Raw genomic sequence first — 16,272 nt, 5'->3', positions numbered from 1 at the left:
ATGACCGGCAGCACCGCCCAGGACCAGCAGAACTTCCGCTACGCCACCATCACCGTCGCCATCGGCCTCACCGCGCTCGTCGCGATCATCCTCGGCTGCATGTGGGGCTACAGGACCTACGACCGTTACCAGGCCGTCCAGGACACGAAGAACTACGTCACGACGAGCCGGATCAAGGCCAACAACCGGGTCAGGCTCAACGAGATCGAGATCAGCCAGCAGAAGCAGCGCGTGAAGATCGAGCAGCAGAAGGCGCAAATCCGCTTCGAGAAGTCCAAGGGCATCCGCGAGGCGCAGGACGAGATCGCGACGACTCTGACGCCGCTCTACGTCCAGTTCGAGATGACCGAGGCACTGAAGGAGATCGCAGTCTCGGGCAAGAACAGCTCGGTGATCTACATCCCGACCGGCGCCGACGGCCTGCCGGTCATCGCGAGCGCGGGCAAAAAGTGACGCCTCCCCTTGCCACGGGTCATCCCCTCCTGGTCGTCCTCGCCTCCTCCCGGGAACGCTTCAACGCCTGGTGCTACGACAGCGGCCTCTCACCCCACGACCCGGAAGTCCTGTACGCGAGTACCCCGGAAGACCTCCGCGGCCTGGCCGACGTGAAGTTCATCCGCACCCGCCACTGGCGCCGCAACCGCCACGCCACACGCCTCGACGAAGCCGCACAGATCATCGAACACAGGAGACAACAGCTATGGGATTCGGCAGCGCAGGCCTCACATTCTTCAACCCGGTCGCCCGCGCCCTCATCAAGGCCGGCGCCTCCGACGAGCTGAAAGAAGAGACGCTCACCCCGCTCATCGCCAACCTCAAAGAGGAGGACTGGGACACCGAACTCGACTCCCTCCAGCTCTTCCTCGACGATCCCGCCATCGTGAAGGCCTTCGCCAACAACGACATCACCTGGGACTGACCACGATGAGCGACAACGCCCCGCTCGCCGAGCGCATGAAGCAGTACGAGGCCCCCTATCGGACTGTGCTGCCCCGCCGCACACACGCCGTACTCCGCGTCGACGGCCGCGCCTTCCACTCCTACCTGGCCGGCGCGCAGCGGCCGTTCGACGAGGCGTTCATGGCCGACATGGACGCCGTCGCCGAAGCCCTCTGCACCGAGATCGCCGGCGCCCGCTTCGCTTACAGCCAGTCCGACGAAATCAGCATCCTGATCACCGACTTCGACACCCCCACCACGCAGCCCTGGTTCGGCGGCGTCATCGCGAAACAGCTCAGCATCGCCGCATCCCTCGCGACCGCCGTCCTCAACGAACGCCGCCCCGGCCGACGAGGACTCTTCGACGCCCGCGTCTTCACCATCAACGACCCGGTCGAGGTCGCGAACTACTTCATCGGACGGCAACGCGACGCCGTCAGCAACAGCATCAGCATGGCCGCCCAGGCCCACTTCTCCCACCAACGCCTCCACGGCGTGAACAGCGCCGGCATGCAGGAACTGCTGTGGTCCGAGAAAGGCGTGAACTGGAGCGACTACCCCGACGGCTGCAAACGCGGACGCGTCACCGTGCGCCACCTCGGCGAGCGGGAGACGACGTACACCGACAAACGCACCAGCACCGAAAACACGGTCCTCGCCACCAGGTCGTGGTGGGAGAGCAGCCCAGCACCCCACTTCACGACAGAACCCACCAGCTGGCTCGCCCAAGTAGTCCCGCCGCTACCGACGTTGAGCCCCACCACCCCAGACCCCCAGGAACAGTGACCATGCCCGCTCAGCACAACGTCGACGCCCTCCTCGACGCCTACACCGACAAGACCCGCGCCCTCGACCGCGTCCTCTGGCTCATCGCCCACCACCCCCACCAGGTCGCCGGCGAACCCTCCGTCGTCCTCCAGGCGCTGGACGCCCACCCCGCGGCCACCGCCTGGTGCCCACCTGGCTGCACCGGCGACTGCACCCCCGACCCCGCCCTCAAAGCACGCCTCGACACCACCACCGCCGTCCCGGCCCTCAAGGACTGATGACCGAGCGCTGCGACTTCACCGACCTGCAACCCGGCATGTGCGCGCACTGCCGCCCCACCCCTGCCGAAACCGGGCACGCCGGCGTCCCTTCCCGAAGGGCGTCGGCGTCCCCGGCCGCCAGGCCCACGCCTGTGGAGCGGCCCTGGTTCACCGCCGTCCGCGAAGGGCGGTGCGCGGCCTGCGGGGAGCCGTTCGCGCCTGGCGTCCAGATCCGGCTCGAGACGCCAGCGGGCTGGCGTGCCGACTGCTGCCGGAACACTCCGCAGGCGAGCCGCATACACTCGCCTCAGGCGCGGGGCCTATCGCGGTCGGGGAACGACTGCTGAAGAGTCCGGGAGGACTCATGGCCCACGGCCGCGTCAACGCCGCCAAGTTCATCAACCGGCAGCTGCCCGAGCCGTACGAAACGGAACTCGGCGGCCAACCCGCACACCACCTGCTCGCCACCGTCTACGCAGACTGGGTGTGCCCACCCTCAGGCCACCGCATCGGCTGGACCGACTGCCACGCAGCAGCCGATGCCCTGTCGCTGCCCCGCAAGGCCGACCTGTTCCTCCAACCGGACGGCACTGCGAGCCCCATCCCGGAACACCTGACCGGCGACCAGCGCCAACGCGCCACCCAGGCCTGCACGTTGGCCGTACGGATCCGCCGCGAGGCGCACCGGCGCGGCCTCGACTGACACACCGCGCGCGTCCCGCGCCGCGCACCGTCCCGGTGGTGGCCTGGCGCGGTCAGGTGCCCTGCGGGACCTCTACCTCGCGGGGCACCACCCAGTCCTTGAAACCGTCCCGCCGGCACGTCAGGACCAGTCGCATCGGCTTGCCCGCCCACCGCTCACGCCACCGTACGGCCCGGTCGTTGCCCTCGATCCACCGCGGCGGACGCGTCAGTTCGACACTGAACGGGTGTCCCCGGCCCACCGCCAGATCGAACGGATCGACCGTGCTCCCGTTGATGTCCGCGCCATTCGCACCGTACGAAAACCGGAGCGGCCCCCACACCTGCGCATCGATCTCCTCCTGCGACACACCACCCGCGAGAGTCGACGTGTAGGACATGTCATCGCTCTGCACGATCTCGATACGGATCTCATCCAGGTGACACAGCGGGAGTGGCCCGGCCAGGTGCACGTGGAGCGTGCCGCGATCGCCTTCCAAGGGCCCGAGGCTGACGATGAACTGGGGCAGCAGATCCGCATGCCAGCGATCCTGCTCAATCCGCGCGACCGTATCCGCAGTGTTCGCCGACCGGTGCGCCGCCAACCACGCACCAGCAGCAGCCACCGCACTGAGCCCCGCCGCAGCGAGGGAGGCCACGTTGCCCCACGAGATGTCCATGCGCCGGGAGAGTAGCCCCGCCCGCACCCTTCCCGCTCGCAGACGAGGCGATTCGATATCCAGACGGCACGGTGCAGGCACCTGAGCGACCATCAGCGCAGCGATCGAGCCTGATACAGGGCCGTACGGCCCGTAAAGCGGCCCAACCGGCCCTACGAGTTCCGGCCAATCCGGCAGGAAACTGAACACAACGGGGGAAGTGCGACGGGCTGTTCGGGCCTCCCCGGGCCGTCCACCCGCCCAACCGCCCTCCCGCCAGGGGCCGCCTGAATCCGCATCAGACGGCAGCCGCCACGGCACCAGAAGGCGGCTGAGTGCCCTCGCACGCTCCGCACCGAGCGAGGGCACACCCCGAGCAACCCGACACCCACCACCAAACTCCGCAACAGTGAACGCCGGCCCACCCAGGCACAGACCACGGCACCGTCCCGCCCCGGGAAGGGACATCCACGCGCCACCGGCCTAACCCACAACGGTCGACCACACCTCACAGACAGTCAACTCACCCGCGCGAGAACCAGACAACACCAGCGACAGCGCCCGCACCCATGGCACCCTGTACACGCACTCTCGGTCGCCCCGGCTGGACGACCCCCCGCGGCCGCCCCTCCACAGGGCGGCCGCCCGCATTGTCAGACCCCCCACATACACTCCCCGACGCTGCCCCACGCTCCCGCTGGCTGCGCGCGCACGGGCAGCCTGCTCCCCGAGAGCAGCCGAGCACACACCGAGGGCCCGGCCACGCAACACCGGCCGGGCCCTCCGCCACACACGACCACCCCGCCCCGGACGCAACGCCGGCAATCCCAGAGACAGCCGCCCGCCAACCCCGCGAGACACCACAACTCACGAGCGCCGAGTCCTCTTGGGCTCCGGCTCACAGCCCCCACAAGCCGTGGCCCACCCCTCCTTGATGAAGACCGCGGCCATATCGCTGTCGACGGCCTCAAGATTCCTCTTCGCAGCCCAGCAACCGGCCCTATGGAGAACCACGGCACGCCGCTCGGACTGGCCGGAAGGGAACGACTGAAGGACCCACTCCTTCACGGGAGCACACTCGGTGGGGACCTGGGCATAGTCCTCGCCATCAACGGGCTGCACCGCCGCAGCAGGCACCGCGATCACCACCTCGTACCACCACCGGCCATCAGCATCCCGCCGACGGGTATTCAGCCGCCCAGGAGTGGTACGCCCGCCAGGGAGAGTGACAGTCACACGCGGCACAGAAGGTTCGCTCACATGTTCGAATGTAGCGCGAGAGGCAACCCACCGCGACACCCACACCCCACAACCCGAACCCGACACACCAGAACCCATCACCCGTACAACCCGCCCACCGGCGCCGCTCGTCACCGCCGCGCTCGGCTCACGGGAAACGGCGCTGAACACGACAGAGCCCCACCTCGCCCGAGGTGGGGCTACTCGTCGTACGGGCTACGGTCGCCACGCCTCCTGGTATCCAGGCCGATCCGCATACGGAGCCGCGAGCAGGCGCAGCAGGTCGCCGTGCACCTCATCCCAGCCCATGATCGTGGCGTTGGCGCCGATCCGAACGACCATGCCCCGCTTGCTCTCGACCTCGCGCAGCACCCGAGCCGGATCCCACTCAGCGATGTGCAGCGCATCCTCCGTCGACTCGAAGACGGACGCCTCCCCACCCCATCGGCCACCCGCCACGACCTGAGTGCCGTCCGGAGCACTGATCGACTCGGCATACGACTTGCTGTCGACTGACCACGGCCCCTCGGTTGCAGCCCGGGCAATCCGATCGTCTGTGGCCAGCTGCTCACCGAGCCAACGCGCCAGCTCATCCATCCGACGACTCCTCTTCCACACCCGGAACTTCGTTCACGAACGGTCCTTCCGTGGCCTCCACCACGATGTCGAGCAGCGGCCCGACTGAGGAGGCGGGCTGGTCGTACGGCCAGCTGGTCGAGCCCCAACTGGAATGCAGCCACGACCGATCGATCACACGAAACTGGCCGCCACGCTCCTTGACCATGTCCCGCAGGTAGATCAGGTCTCCAACAAGTGGCGGGTGGCCCGTCACCATATGCGTGTCGCCGCGCGGACTCTTGATGCTGATCTTCTCGTAGCGGTATCCGCCCTCGACGGGCGTGCGCTCGTAGAACGAGCACCGCGGCAACACCCCATGCGCGAGATCATCCACGCCTCTCACTAACCGCTCCTTCAGACTCGGGCCGCGCTGGTCGGCGCGCCATCGCGAAGTGCTCCCGTTCCTGCGGTGAGTCGAAGTGCACGGGGCCGCTGCGCCTTCCGTACGACTTCAGGTCTCCGCGCAAGATGGCTTGCACGATCTCTCGCGGCGCACCGTTTGCCGCCGCGGACCCGGCCCTGATTCGTGCGCGATGGGCCGGATCTTCGTGTGCCCGTCTGCTGCACTCCTCTCGGTATGCCGGCGTCCCCATGACGTTGAACTCCGGCCCATCAGTGCCGATCGCCACCATCTCGGCGTGGTAGGCGTGCCCACGCGTTGGGTGCCACTCGTCGTCACGTGCCGCGACCTGTGGCCACCAGGGTTCGGCCTCGTGCGCCCTGCAGCGCTGCTCCGGGTCGTATGCCGAGCCGATGTAGAGCAGCTCGCCGGCGTCGCCGCGCAGCCGGTATACCGCGGCGCCCCGCGCTGGTGTATTCGGCGATGGGTCAGGTGCCTGGGCCGGCGCCATTGTCTGTTCCTTGGGCTGCGTCGGCTGGGGGTGCAGGATCGTCCGGCTTCGTCGGCGGCCGGTGCTTGCCCGAGTCGGTGAAGCCGCTCAGGATGCTCTGCACCGTGCTGGGTGACGTACCGACCCGGGCCGCGATCTTCCGGATCGAAAGCCCTTCGCCCTTGAGTTTCTGGACCATCTCGCGTCGCTGCTTGGCCCAATCCCCGTTGCGTTTCACCTGGTCGGCCATGACCTGGCTCATCGCCTTGACGCGCTCCTCGGGGTCAGGGATGCGCTCCACAGCGTTGAGGGCTTCTGACACCCGCAGCACCTCGTCTTCGTGAGTCACGCCCGCGCCTTCCAATTCAGGCGGGCTACTTGCGGCTGACTGTATGGGTCCCATACAGTCAGCCGCAAGTAGCCCGCTGGCTGCTCTGCAAAAAGGCCCTCGTCCCGGCGCTGGAACGCCGTATGGGACGAGGGCACCCACCCTGACTGCGACGAAAGGGCAGGCAATGCCCGAGACTACCGACCCTCTCAACCTCGTCGAACTCCCACCGCCCGCAGTCCCGGACGAGCAGCTGCTCGCCAAGGTCCGGACGGCCCTCGGGTTCGCCGGCCATTGGAAGCCCGTTCCTGAGTTGGGTGAGTCCCTCACCCGTGTGTCCGTCTGGTCGCAGCTTGAGCTGAACAGCCTGTACGAGCGGCTCGGCGGCACGGTGACCATCCGCCCCGTCCAGCGGACCTACTGCGACAGCAGTGTGGTGGTGGAGGAGGAGATCACCGTCACGGTTCTGGTGGACGGTGTGGGCCCGGTCGAGGTGTTCACCGACTGGTATGAGGGCCTGGCGAAGTTCGGCTCCCGTGAGCAGTTGCCGTTGATGCGTGCGGCCGCTTGATGGGCTGGCTTGAGCGGCGGTTGAAGGCCGCCAACCCGTACGCGTCGAATCCGGGCATTGCGGACCGGGACAAGGCCGCCCGCAAGCAACAGCGCGAGGCCCGTGAGGCAGCCGACCGCCGTGCCCGGCACCGCGCGGAGCTCAGGGGTGGTGGCGGCAAGAAGCCGCGCTGGCCCTGGTAGCCGCCCCCAAATACGCCGGGCCCGTGTGCCTCCCCCAGCCGCGGGCCCGGCTCCAAGCCACTTCTGAATGCACGTCCCTGGAAGGGAATCCTTCACGTGAAACTCGTTGTCATGGGGCAGGGCTATGTCGGCCTTCCCCTGGCCATGGCTGCCGTTGAGGCCGGCCATCAGGTTGTCGGCTTCGAGCCGGACCAACACCGGTATGAGCGGCTGCACTTCGGGTCCTCGTACGTCGAGGACGTCTCCGACGACACTCTCGCGGCTGCTCTGGAGTCGGGGCGGTACCAGCCGACGCGCAGTGAGACCCGGATCGAGGACTTCGACGTCGCGGTCATCGCGGTGCCGACGCCGCTCAAGGATCGGCAGCCCGACCTGAGTTACGTCCGGGAGGCCGCCGAGGTTCTCGGCGCGCGTCTCAAGGCCGACGCCACCGTGATCCTGGAATCGACCACCCACCCGGGTACGACCCGCGACGTTCTGGTCCCGATCCTGGAGGAGGCCACCGGCTGGAAGGCCGGGGAGGACTTCCACGTCGGGTTCAGCCCGGAGCGCATCGACCCGGGCAACGAGGAGTGGCGGTTCACGAACACCCCGAAGATCGTCTCCGGGCTCACCGCTGGCTGCCTGGACCAGGTCGACAAGTTCTACACCGGGATCACGCAGAACATCGTCGTCGCCGGGTCGCTGGAGGAGGCGGAGCTGGCGAAGGTTTTCGAGAACACCTTCCGGCACGTCAACATCGCCCTCGTCAACGAACTGTCGCGCATGGCGCACACGTTGGGTGTGGACGTCTGGCGCACTCTCGGGCTCGCTGGCACGAAGCCGTTCGGGTTCATGCAGTTCGTGCCCGGCCCGGGGGTAGGTGGGCACTGCCTGCCGGTCGACCCGGTCTACCTGGCGCACCACCTGCGCACTGCGCACGGGCAGCCGTTTCGCCTTGTCGAGCTTGCGCAGGACATCAACGAGTCGCAGCCCGAGTACGTGGCCCGGCGCCTCCAGGACGCGTTGAACGTGCGCGGGCAGGCGTTGAAGGGGGCGCGGATCCTCGCCCTGGGGCAGGCGTACAAGGCGGACACCGCTGACATGCGGCAGTCGCCGGCTGCCGAGGTCGTCGAGCTCCTGCGGGAGGCGGGCGCCTACGTCGTCGCCGTTGACCCGTTCTTCCCCAAGGAAGACCTCGACGTTCTCTGCGAGATCCCGCTCGCCGTCGCCAGCGGTTTGAACTGCGGGCACTTCGACGCGGTCGTGCTGCTCACCGCGCACTCGGCCTTTGACCTCCAGCGCGTCGCCGACCAGGCGAACTTCGTGCTGGACACGCGGGGCGTCATGCCTGTCGCCTCGCACATCGAGCGGCTGTGACGGCCGTGACTCATAGGAGGAACTCACATGTACAACGGACTGGCTCACACCGGGTTCGGAGCGATGCTCCTGACCGGGGTGTCCCTGGCGATGGGGGCCACCGGGAGCGCCCTGCGCTTCCTCGGAAGGAGAGGCCGGGGCTGAGTCTGACGATCGCCGTCCTCATTCCCGCCCACCAGGAAGAGGCGACGATCGGGGAGCTGGTCCGGGCATGCCTGGACCAGCCCTACCCAGTCGCCCAGCTGATCGTGGTCGCGGACTCCTGCACGGACCGCACCGCGCAGGTTGCCCGTGAGGCGGGTGCGTCGCTGGTTTTGGAGACGAGGTTCGCGGACAAGGCGGCGAACCAGAACCATGCGCTGCCGTACATCACGGCGGATGTGATCGTGGGGTTCGACGGCGATTCGAAGCCGGAGCCCGACTGCATCCCGCTGATGGTCGCCGACATCGAGCGCGGCTACGACGCCACCTGCTCGTCGATCCTTCCCATGCAGGACACCGGCTTCTTCATCGAAGCGCGGCGGTTCGCGTACAGCCTCGGCAGCCAGTGGTGGCGGCTGTGCCAGCGCCAGGTCGGCCGCCTCCAGGTCCTCACCGGCGCCTCGTACGCCTTCCGCACGGACGTCGTCCGTGCGGTCGGCGGGTTTCCCAACGGGCTCATCAGCGCCGACATGGACATCACCTGGAAGCTCCACGAAGGCGGCTACAAGGCCTGGTACACCGCGGATGCCCTGACGCTCACGATCGACCCGGAGACCTGGGCCGAGTACACGGCGCAGATGCCCCGGTGGGCGGCCGGCTACTTCCAGAACGTCGCCCGCTACCGGCGCCTGATGTTCAACTGGCGCTCCCTCCTCACTGTCGGTACCGCGATGTTCGACCTGGTCACGTTGTGGTGGTGGGCCGTCGTCGTGGTCTACAACCTGGCGACCTGGCAGCACCTGTCGATGTTCCGGTACATGGGCTACTGGTTCGCCGGCCACACCGCGCTGACCATGTACCTGGTCTCCCGCGTCGTCGGCTGGAAGAAAGCCGCGCTCGGCTTCGTGCCGTACACGCTGCTGAACTTCTACAACAAGTACCTGTACACGCGGTCGATGCTCCGCGAGTGGCTGCTGGGACGCCACTACACGGCGTGGACCGGCCGCAGCGGGCGCAAGACCGTCATCAGCCCCATGACGCGGGAACGCCGCCGGGGCCTGGCGCTCGTCGGCGCGGCCGCGGGAACCCTCGTCAGCCTCGCGGGCGGCCTCCTCGGCAACCCGCTCCTGTGGGCTGGAGGCGCCACGGCCTTCGTCGTGATCCCGCTGTCCATGATCCGCATCCGCCTCCGCGGCACCGGCACCCGCCGCGCCACCGGGACCGGCACCGCCCGTGGCGAGCACACCGCCGACACGGCGCGCCTGGAGCCCGTACCAGTGCCCGAGTCCGACGCCACGGCTGCGCTGCCCACCGCGCAGCTGCTCGACCCCCGGACCGAGGACACGCTCCAACTCGCCGTCCTACGCCGCTGACCCCCACCCCGCCCCCTCCACCAGGCGCACCCAGCGCCGTACTCACCAACCGTTCGGAGAACAACGTGCTCAGCCTGCTGAAGAACCAGACCGAAGGCCTCACCGGCGTCACCGTCCTGAGGGTCGGAGTCGCGTGGAAGACGTCCGGCGGAGGACAGAAGGGCCTCATGGGGCGCCTGCGCCGTGCGGTCGGTACCGACCTCGACCTGGTCGCCGTCGCCCTGGAGGACGGGCGCCCGAAGCGGCTGTGCTGGTTCGACAACGAGGACGCCTTCGACAACGGCTCCCTGGTCACCCTCGGCGACAACCGCACCGGGAAGGCCACCGGAGACGACGAGACCATCATCGCCCGCCTGACCGACCTCCCCGCCAGCATCAACACCCTCGTCTTCATCGTCTCCGCCTTCAAGCCCGGCGTCAGCTTCGCCAACATCGAGGGCATCACCCTCAACGTCTACGACGGCGCCCCGGGCGGCCGGAAGCTCGGCGAATACATGCCGGACATCGACTCCCACAACAACGCGTGCGTCATGGCCCGCGCGCAGCGCACCGGCAGCGACTGGGCGATCACCGCCGTCAACGAACTCGACAACGCCGGCAGCCGCGACCAGCTCCTCCAGCTCGCGAAGCAGTACTCGGCATGAGCCGCACCCTCGCCGCGCTCGGCGCAGTCCTCACCGCCGTCGCCCTCGCGCTCACCGCCTGCGGCACCACCACGGTGAGCCGCCCCGTGCACGGCCAAGTCGTTGCCAAGACCTACCAGGCGGCGCGCACGACCTGGACGACGCAGACCCGCTACCGGCACGTGTGCAAGACGAAGACCCGGCGCAGCGGCAAGAAGACCCGCACCACCACGACGTGCCGCGACGTCCGCGCCGGCACCCGCCACGTCTCGCACCACGCCGCCGCCTGCTGGGAGCTGCGGCTGTCCAGTGGCCGGCCCCTGTGCGTGACCCACACCCGGTGGAGCCGTACCCGCGTCGGCGACCACATCTGACCCTCACCAGGGAGCACCACGCCTGTGAACCACACACCCGACACCGAACTCACCGAACCTCAGCAGGAGATGCGGCGGACGATCGCAGCCGCGGTCAGGTTCGGCATCCTCACCCACGCCGCCGACAAGATCACCGCGCTGCCCCAGGACTACGAGTGCGACCCGGGCCGCGGCAACGCCGTTGATCTCCTGCGCGAATGGGCGCTGGACTCCGACCCGCTCACGATCACCCTGGACTGGGCCGGGAGCGTGTCGTACCCGGACGGCAGCGACCTCACCCAGAAAGCCGTCATCGACTGCAGCCACGCCTTCCAGGGCGTCACCGTCGACCTGGTCGTCAAGGGCGAACAGCGGATCAAGCTCGCCTCCCTCCTGGACATGGAGCTCCGCGACCCGTACGCGAAGTGCTCCACCCCGGGGTGCGGCACCACCGATGACTGCGACGCCAGCGACCCGGCCCTCTTCGCGTGGGCGCGCCTGGAAGTCGCCGGCACCGGGGACCAACCGAGCTGGTACTGCACCCCGATGTGCGTCTCCAACGCGCTCGCCCGCGCCGGTGACGAACTCGCCGCAGCCGACCACCGTGCCGAACTGGACGGTGGACTGTGACCGAACCACTCAAGACCACTGAGGCCGCAGTGCTCGCGTTGGGTGCGCTGCCGATGCCCGTGGGCCAGGAGCCGCAGGCGCTGTCGGCAGGGCGTCTCGCGGAGGCTGAGGAGCGTGGGGCCCATCTGTACGAGTTCGGCGGCGACGCCACTGCTGACGAGTGGAACCGGCTGGCGGGGGACGACGTGCCCGCGCTGGTGGCGGAGATCCGCCGCCTGGAGGCGCAGCGCGATCGGCGCCATGCCCGTCTCGTAGCCCTTCAGAACGATGCGCTGAACATGCGCGGCGCGCTCTCGCCGAACGGGGAGGCGAGCAAGGTCCCCATGGAGTTGGGGGAAACGCTGACTCCTGCTGTGGAGTGGCTCATCAACCGGGTTACCGAGCTGGACGGCCTGCACAAGCAGGCGGTCCAGCGGGGCATGGCGATGTGTGAGAAGGCGCGCGAGGCGCGAGCTCGGGTCGCCGAGTCGGAGGGGCAGCGCGCGGCGCTCGTTGTCCGGCTCCGGTCCGGGCAGCGATGGGAGCGTGGCCGTACCCCGGCTCTCATCTCGCAGGACCTGGTGTCGCAGGACGAGTTGCGGACCATCTTCGGCATCGAGCTGACTGCCCCGTGGGATGAACCCACTGAGGCCCGACACCCGATCTGCCTGGAGGCCGACGACCTCGACGCCCGGTATGGGCACGGTGCGTCCGACGAGTACGTCCTGCAGATGGGCGAGGCGCGGGACGCCGATGTTGCGGACGAGCGTGGCGACGTCGACGAGGTCCAGGACGGTGGCCTGTGAAGAGCGCACTCGATACCTACCTGGGCTGGGAGACGCCCCAGCACCAGCGTGGCTGTAAGCGGCCTGCGTGGGACATCGGGGTCCGCACCGACGAGGACGTGGCCCGCTCGGGTGGCCACATGGGCGCTGTCGTCAAGCACGGCTGCTCGGATGAGTTCTGCTCGCACCGCAGCAGCTTCGCCCAGACGGTTGTGCGCATCGTGTGCCACTCCTGCGGCGCGGCCCAGGTGATCTACGGTGAGAAGACCGACGACACCGGCACCACGCTCACGGACACCAGGTGGGTGGCGTACGGTCTGCCCCCGCGTCAGAAGGCCGGGCTGCTTCTGTGGCCCGCGCAGCCGTGGTTCGGCGTCGGCCGTGCTCATGATCCGGAGCCGTACGACTTCGTCGTCACCGCACTCAAGGTCAAGAGGGTCACCGCGGACGTGGTGGTCGGGGAGATCACGCAGAGCCGTGGAGCGCAGGGCGGCGTCGTGTGGACGGCGCTCGCCGTGCCCCACCCCGACGGCCAGTACGGCGCCGGACAGCGCCTCCACTGGTTGCACGCCAACGACGGCCGCGGCCGCGGCGGCAACCCGCTGCGCACCGTCACCGCCGCCGCCCGCTGGATCGGCGCCCGCCTCGCCGAGGGCGGTGAGAGCCAGTGACCGCCGGCCAATGGGATCCAGACCGATGGACTCCCCGTGAGCGGCTGGCTGCCATCGTTGCGCAGGAGATCAACGATGCTCCGGCCGAGGAACTGATCAAGGCCGCCACGGACGACGTCCTGCGTGCATGGGCGGCGAAGATCCGCACCGTCGGAGGGGCCAAGGGCTGGTCGACGTGGAGCGCCGACTACATCCACCCCGACGTCGAGTTCATCGATATCGGTCTGCCGGCACTCGACGAGATCGACCTCGGCCCGGGCGACGAGAAGGACACCAGCGGCGGCAGCCAGCCGAACGCAGGCGAGTCCACTCCCGACGAGCTTGGAGCCCGGATCGCCGAACTGCAGGCGCTCGTCGACTCCTTGACGGAACTGCGGCTGTGGGAGCCGGGCTACGGCCTGTACGTGCGCCGGCCATCCGGCGGTCGCCAGTTCGCCGTGGTCGAGGCGAACTCCTACGCGGTGCGTGGACGCCGGGCCTGGACTCCGGACGGTTGGCGCTTCTCAGCCCTCCTCTCCGACTCGGAGCTGTACTGCTGGCCCGACGCGGAGACCGCGACGGCACAGGCCCGGCGGCTGATGCCGTCGCAGCGCGCTGACGAACAAGCCGGCTGCTGACCGTTCCCATTCCCTGCGTCCTCGTTCATCGGAAGGGCCTTCCATGACTCTCCTCACACGCCTCACACTCTGGCGCGGCGGCTCTGTTCCGAGGACGCAGGCGGCCGTTCCGACCCCGCACCGCAGCGTTCCGAGCGCGCCGGAATCCGTTCCGGCCGCGCCCGGCCACGGCCGCCCCAAGGTCCCCGTCGCGCGCTTCCAACCGCGCGTCGAGCGTGGGAAAGAGGTGGCCGTTCCGGAGGCGCCGGGTGCCGTTCCGACGACGGCCCCCGGCGTTCCGGGTACGTCGGACGCTGTTTCGGGAGCAGCCCGCAGGGGCCTCAACGTGTTCGCGGTCATCGGCGGCCTGGTCCTCGCCGGGATCGGCTTCACCGGCTCCTACCGGTCCCTCGTGAAGCTGGGCGAGGCGCACCATTTTGGCGAGTTCGCGCAGGTCTTCCCGGTCGGTGTCGACGTCGGCATCGTCGTCCTCTACGCCCTGGACCTCGTCCTCACCCACCGCCGGATCCGCTGGCCCATCCTCCGCCTCGCAGCGCACGGCTTCACGGTCGCGACGATCGTCTTCAACGCCGCGTCCGGTGGCCGCCCGCTGAGCGCGGACCCTGTCGGTGTCGGGATGCACGCGGTCATCCCGGTCATGTTCGTGACCGCGGTCGAGGCTGCCCGGCGGGTCATCATCCAGGTCACCCGCGCCGAGGACGTCGCCGCCGGCACCCGCCGCGACGGCATCCCTCTCGAGCGCTGGATCCTCGATCCGGCCGGCTCCTTCAGCCTCCACCGGCGGATGGTCCTCCTGGGGATCCGGTCGTACGACGAGGCGGTAGACAGGCGCCGTGACCAGCTCATCTACCGGGCTGCACTCGACCGCATCTACCCCAAGGGGAAGCAGTACCCCAAGGGCTGGAAGAGCGCCCCGATGGAGGCCCGCCTCCCCATGATCATGGCGCCGTACGGGCTGACCGTCGACGAGGCCCTCGCCATCCCCGAGCAGGCCCGCGCCGCCGAGCAGCAGCGCGAGCGGGAGCAGGAGGAGCGCCAGGAGCAGGAGGCGCTCGCCGCCCAGATCCGGACCGCGGACGCCAGGATCCTGCTCCTCGCGAAGCAGGCCGAGGTTGCCGAGGCCGAGGAAGGGCTCGATGCCCGGAAGTCGGTCGCTTCGGTCGCTGCCCGCTCCGCGTACGCCAAGGCCACCGCTGTGGCCGAAGCCGAGGAACGCGTCGCTGTCCAGGAGGCGGAGGCTCTCGAGTCGGCGACCGCCGCCGCAGCCCAGCTCCAGGCCGCCGAGGACCGGCTCGCCGCCGCGACCAAGGCGCAGCAAGCCGAGCAGCTCGAGGCCGCGGCTGCTGCCGACCGCCACATGGCGGCCCTGGCCGACGAGGAGACCGCCGTAGCGCTGGCCGAAACGGAGCGCCTCGAGGTCGAGGCCGCCCGACGGGAGAAGGAAGCTGCCGATGCGCGGGCCGCTGCCCTCGGAACGCGCCAGCGTGCCCTCGGAACGGAGCAGCAGCTCGCCGCCGAACAGCGTCAGGCCGCCGACCAATCGGTCGAGAACAGCCGGCGTCTGGAGGCTGCGGCCGAAATGGAAAGGCGCGCGGCCGGAACGCGAGCGGCTGCTGCCGAAACGGACCGTCGTGCGGTCGAAGCGGAGCTGGCCAACGCCGAAGCGCGCCGCCGTAGGGCCAAGATCAGCGAGGAAGCGGCCCTCGCGGAACGGCGTGCGGCCGAGGAAGCGGCCGCCGCGGAGACGGTCCGGCTCGACGCGGTCGGAATGCGCCGCCGGGTTGCCGAAGCCGAGGCTCTCGCGGTCGAAATGGAAGACCACGCCCGCCTCACCCCGCGCGAGCGGGACGCCCGCAGGGTCGCCCGCATGATCCTCACCGACGGTGCCGGGGACCCAGACGCGATCCAGCTGGACGTCATCGCCGGTGCTCTCGGAGTGTCCGTCTCCACCGCCTCCGAGCGCCGTAAGGAAGCCGCGGACCTCATTGCCGGGGGCTACACGCTGCCGCGCCCCGAACTGGCCGTGCCATGCCCTACCTGACCTGCACACCGGGGCGTGCACCGCGGCCCCGCAACCCGGAAGCCCCTGAATGTCCTACGTCATTCCGGCCGCGGGCCTCGTCGCCCTGGACACGCGCAGCGGCGCGCTGCGGCAGTACGCCCTCGTCGCGGTCATCGCCGCGATGGTCCTTGCCGTCGTCTGCTGGACCCCGCAATGACGCCGCCGGAGGCCGAGCCCGACAAGAACGTCGTGGCGCTGGTCTGCGAGGGCTGGCACTGGTGCGTACTGGCCGGCCTGACGACTCCTCAGGCCGCCGTATGCACCGACGGTGCGGCCATCGCCCTCGCACTGCTGGCCTGCGCGCGCGGACGCGCCCGTACGGCAGCCACCCTCTCCGCTACCGCGGCAGCCTGCACCACCGCCGCCACACTCCTGCACTAAGGACACGCCATGCCGCCCTTCACCCAAATCTTTGGCTTCCTGCTCGCAGCGGGCCTGGGCGCCTGCGCCATCGGCCACGCCGCGCGGGCCGCAGGCAATCACAACCTCCGCGACCTGCTCTACTGCGCCGGGTACGCAGTCGCCGAACTCCTGCTGGTCACCTACGGGCTGGGCTTGGGGGTTCCGTGGTGAGTGGCAGCGCGCAGCCTGGTGCACCGGATCC

General features: G+C 69.2%; 24 protein-coding genes. 19 read left to right on the top strand and 5 right to left on the bottom strand.

The window, feature by feature from the left end:
• From SPR02S_RS26350 to SPR02S_RS26330, 5 genes are all read left to right on the top strand, one after another.
• Positions 1–453 carry a hypothetical protein gene (locus tag SPR02S_RS26350; RefSeq protein WP_019060004.1) on the top strand — a complete coding sequence of 151 codons (453 nt, stop codon included), beginning with the start codon at positions 1–3 and terminating at the stop codon, positions 451–453.
• A 247-nt stretch (positions 454–700) separates the two neighbouring features.
• Positions 701–919, top strand: coding sequence for a hypothetical protein (locus tag SPR02S_RS26345; protein WP_019060002.1), 219 nt, complete (start codon positions 701–703; stop codon positions 917–919).
• 5 nt (positions 920–924) lie between these two features.
• On the top strand, positions 925–1,725 hold the full coding sequence (locus SPR02S_RS56370) for a tRNA(His) guanylyltransferase Thg1 family protein (RefSeq protein ID WP_019060001.1): 801 nt from the start codon (positions 925–927) through the stop codon (positions 1,723–1,725).
• Positions 1,726–1,727: 2 nt separating this feature from the next.
• Positions 1,728–1,985, top strand: a complete 258-nt coding sequence (locus SPR02S_RS26335; RefSeq protein WP_043258493.1) for a hypothetical protein — start codon at positions 1,728–1,730, stop codon at positions 1,983–1,985.
• A gap of 346 nt (positions 1,986–2,331) precedes the next feature.
• Positions 2,332–2,670: a hypothetical protein gene (locus SPR02S_RS26330; protein ID WP_019059999.1), complete on the top strand. Its 339-nt coding sequence runs from the start codon at positions 2,332–2,334 to the stop codon at positions 2,668–2,670.
• A 52-nt stretch (positions 2,671–2,722) separates the two neighbouring features.
• On the opposite strand, the gene SPR02S_RS26325 is transcribed toward SPR02S_RS26330, so the two are convergent.
• The 5 genes from SPR02S_RS26325 to SPR02S_RS56365 form a co-directional block, all read right to left on the bottom strand.
• On the bottom strand, positions 2,723–3,328 hold the full coding sequence (locus tag SPR02S_RS26325) for a hypothetical protein (protein WP_019059998.1): 606 nt from the start codon (positions 3,326–3,328) through the stop codon (positions 2,723–2,725).
• 846 nt (positions 3,329–4,174) lie between these two features.
• Positions 4,175–4,645 (bottom strand): DUF6233 domain-containing protein, encoded by a 471-nt coding sequence (locus tag SPR02S_RS66185; RefSeq protein ID WP_373283336.1) that lies wholly within the window; start codon positions 4,643–4,645, stop codon positions 4,175–4,177.
• A 117-nt stretch (positions 4,646–4,762) separates the two neighbouring features.
• Positions 4,763–5,143, bottom strand: coding sequence for a DUF6221 family protein (locus SPR02S_RS26315; protein ID WP_019059996.1), 381 nt, complete (start codon positions 5,141–5,143; stop codon positions 4,763–4,765).
• A complete protein-coding gene (locus SPR02S_RS26310; RefSeq protein WP_019059995.1) occupies positions 5,136–5,498 on the bottom strand; it encodes a hypothetical protein in 363 nt (120 codons plus the stop codon). Before SPR02S_RS26310 ends, SPR02S_RS26315 begins: the two co-directional genes overlap by 8 nt.
• Positions 5,499–5,992: 494 nt before the next feature.
• On the bottom strand, positions 5,993–6,343 hold the full coding sequence (locus tag SPR02S_RS56365; protein ID WP_019059994.1) for a helix-turn-helix domain-containing protein: 351 nt from the start codon (positions 6,341–6,343) through the stop codon (positions 5,993–5,995).
• A gap of 166 nt (positions 6,344–6,509) precedes the next feature.
• Between SPR02S_RS56365 and SPR02S_RS26300 the strand changes: the two genes are divergently transcribed.
• The 14 genes from SPR02S_RS26300 (at position 6,510) to SPR02S_RS26230 (ending at position 16,241) form a co-directional block, all read left to right on the top strand.
• Entirely contained in the window at positions 6,510–6,893 is a 384-nt protein-coding gene (locus SPR02S_RS26300; RefSeq protein ID WP_019059993.1) for a hypothetical protein, read from the top strand.
• Positions 6,893–7,075: a hypothetical protein gene (locus tag SPR02S_RS26295; protein WP_019059992.1), complete on the top strand. Its 183-nt coding sequence runs from the start codon at positions 6,893–6,895 to the stop codon at positions 7,073–7,075. The genes SPR02S_RS26300 and SPR02S_RS26295 overlap by 1 nt, the downstream gene beginning before the upstream one ends.
• Before the next feature lie 96 nt (positions 7,076–7,171).
• Entirely contained in the window at positions 7,172–8,434 is a 1,263-nt protein-coding gene (locus tag SPR02S_RS26290) for a nucleotide sugar dehydrogenase (RefSeq protein WP_019059991.1), read from the top strand.
• Complete coding sequence (locus tag SPR02S_RS26280) at positions 8,431–9,948, top strand: glycosyltransferase family 2 protein (protein WP_078622999.1); 1,518 nt, start codon at positions 8,431–8,433, stop codon at positions 9,946–9,948. Before SPR02S_RS26290 ends, SPR02S_RS26280 begins: the two co-directional genes overlap by 4 nt.
• 65 nt (positions 9,949–10,013) lie before the next feature.
• Positions 10,014–10,592: a TerD family protein gene (locus SPR02S_RS63255; protein WP_019059988.1), complete on the top strand. Its 579-nt coding sequence runs from the start codon at positions 10,014–10,016 to the stop codon at positions 10,590–10,592.
• On the top strand, positions 10,589–10,945 hold the full coding sequence (locus tag SPR02S_RS26270) for a hypothetical protein (RefSeq protein ID WP_019059987.1): 357 nt from the start codon (positions 10,589–10,591) through the stop codon (positions 10,943–10,945). The genes SPR02S_RS63255 and SPR02S_RS26270 overlap by 4 nt, the downstream gene beginning before the upstream one ends.
• A 24-nt stretch (positions 10,946–10,969) precedes the next feature.
• Positions 10,970–11,554, top strand: a complete 585-nt coding sequence (locus SPR02S_RS26265; protein ID WP_019059986.1) for a hypothetical protein — start codon at positions 10,970–10,972, stop codon at positions 11,552–11,554.
• Complete coding sequence (locus SPR02S_RS26260) at positions 11,551–12,339, top strand: hypothetical protein (protein ID WP_158697877.1); 789 nt, start codon at positions 11,551–11,553, stop codon at positions 12,337–12,339. Before SPR02S_RS26265 ends, SPR02S_RS26260 begins: the two co-directional genes overlap by 4 nt.
• Entirely contained in the window at positions 12,336–12,989 is a 654-nt protein-coding gene (locus SPR02S_RS56355; RefSeq protein WP_019059984.1) for a hypothetical protein, read from the top strand. Before SPR02S_RS26260 ends, SPR02S_RS56355 begins: the two co-directional genes overlap by 4 nt.
• On the top strand, positions 12,986–13,606 hold the full coding sequence (locus tag SPR02S_RS26250) for a hypothetical protein (RefSeq protein ID WP_019059983.1): 621 nt from the start codon (positions 12,986–12,988) through the stop codon (positions 13,604–13,606). Before SPR02S_RS56355 ends, SPR02S_RS26250 begins: the two co-directional genes overlap by 4 nt.
• 43 nt (positions 13,607–13,649) lie before the next feature.
• A complete protein-coding gene (locus SPR02S_RS56350; protein ID WP_078622997.1) occupies positions 13,650–15,647 on the top strand; it encodes a DUF2637 domain-containing protein in 1,998 nt (665 codons plus the stop codon).
• Positions 15,648–15,696: 49 nt separating this feature from the next.
• Positions 15,697–15,825, top strand: coding sequence for a hypothetical protein (locus SPR02S_RS65755; protein WP_019059982.1), 129 nt, complete (start codon positions 15,697–15,699; stop codon positions 15,823–15,825).
• Entirely contained in the window at positions 15,822–16,049 is a 228-nt protein-coding gene (locus SPR02S_RS26235; RefSeq protein WP_019059981.1) for a hypothetical protein, read from the top strand. Before SPR02S_RS65755 ends, SPR02S_RS26235 begins: the two co-directional genes overlap by 4 nt.
• 9 nt (positions 16,050–16,058) lie before the next feature.
• The gene (locus SPR02S_RS26230) at positions 16,059–16,241 is read left to right on the top strand and encodes a hypothetical protein (RefSeq protein WP_019059980.1); all 183 of its coding nucleotides are present in this window, start codon (positions 16,059–16,061) and stop codon (positions 16,239–16,241) included.
• The last annotated feature ends 31 nt before the right edge of the window (positions 16,242–16,272 follow it).

Source organism: Streptomyces prunicolor NBRC 13075, from assembly GCF_000367365.1.
In the GTDB taxonomy this organism is placed as follows: domain Bacteria; phylum Actinomycetota; class Actinomycetes; order Streptomycetales; family Streptomycetaceae; genus Streptomyces; species Streptomyces prunicolor.
This window is presented reverse-complemented; position numbering and strand designations above follow the sequence as displayed.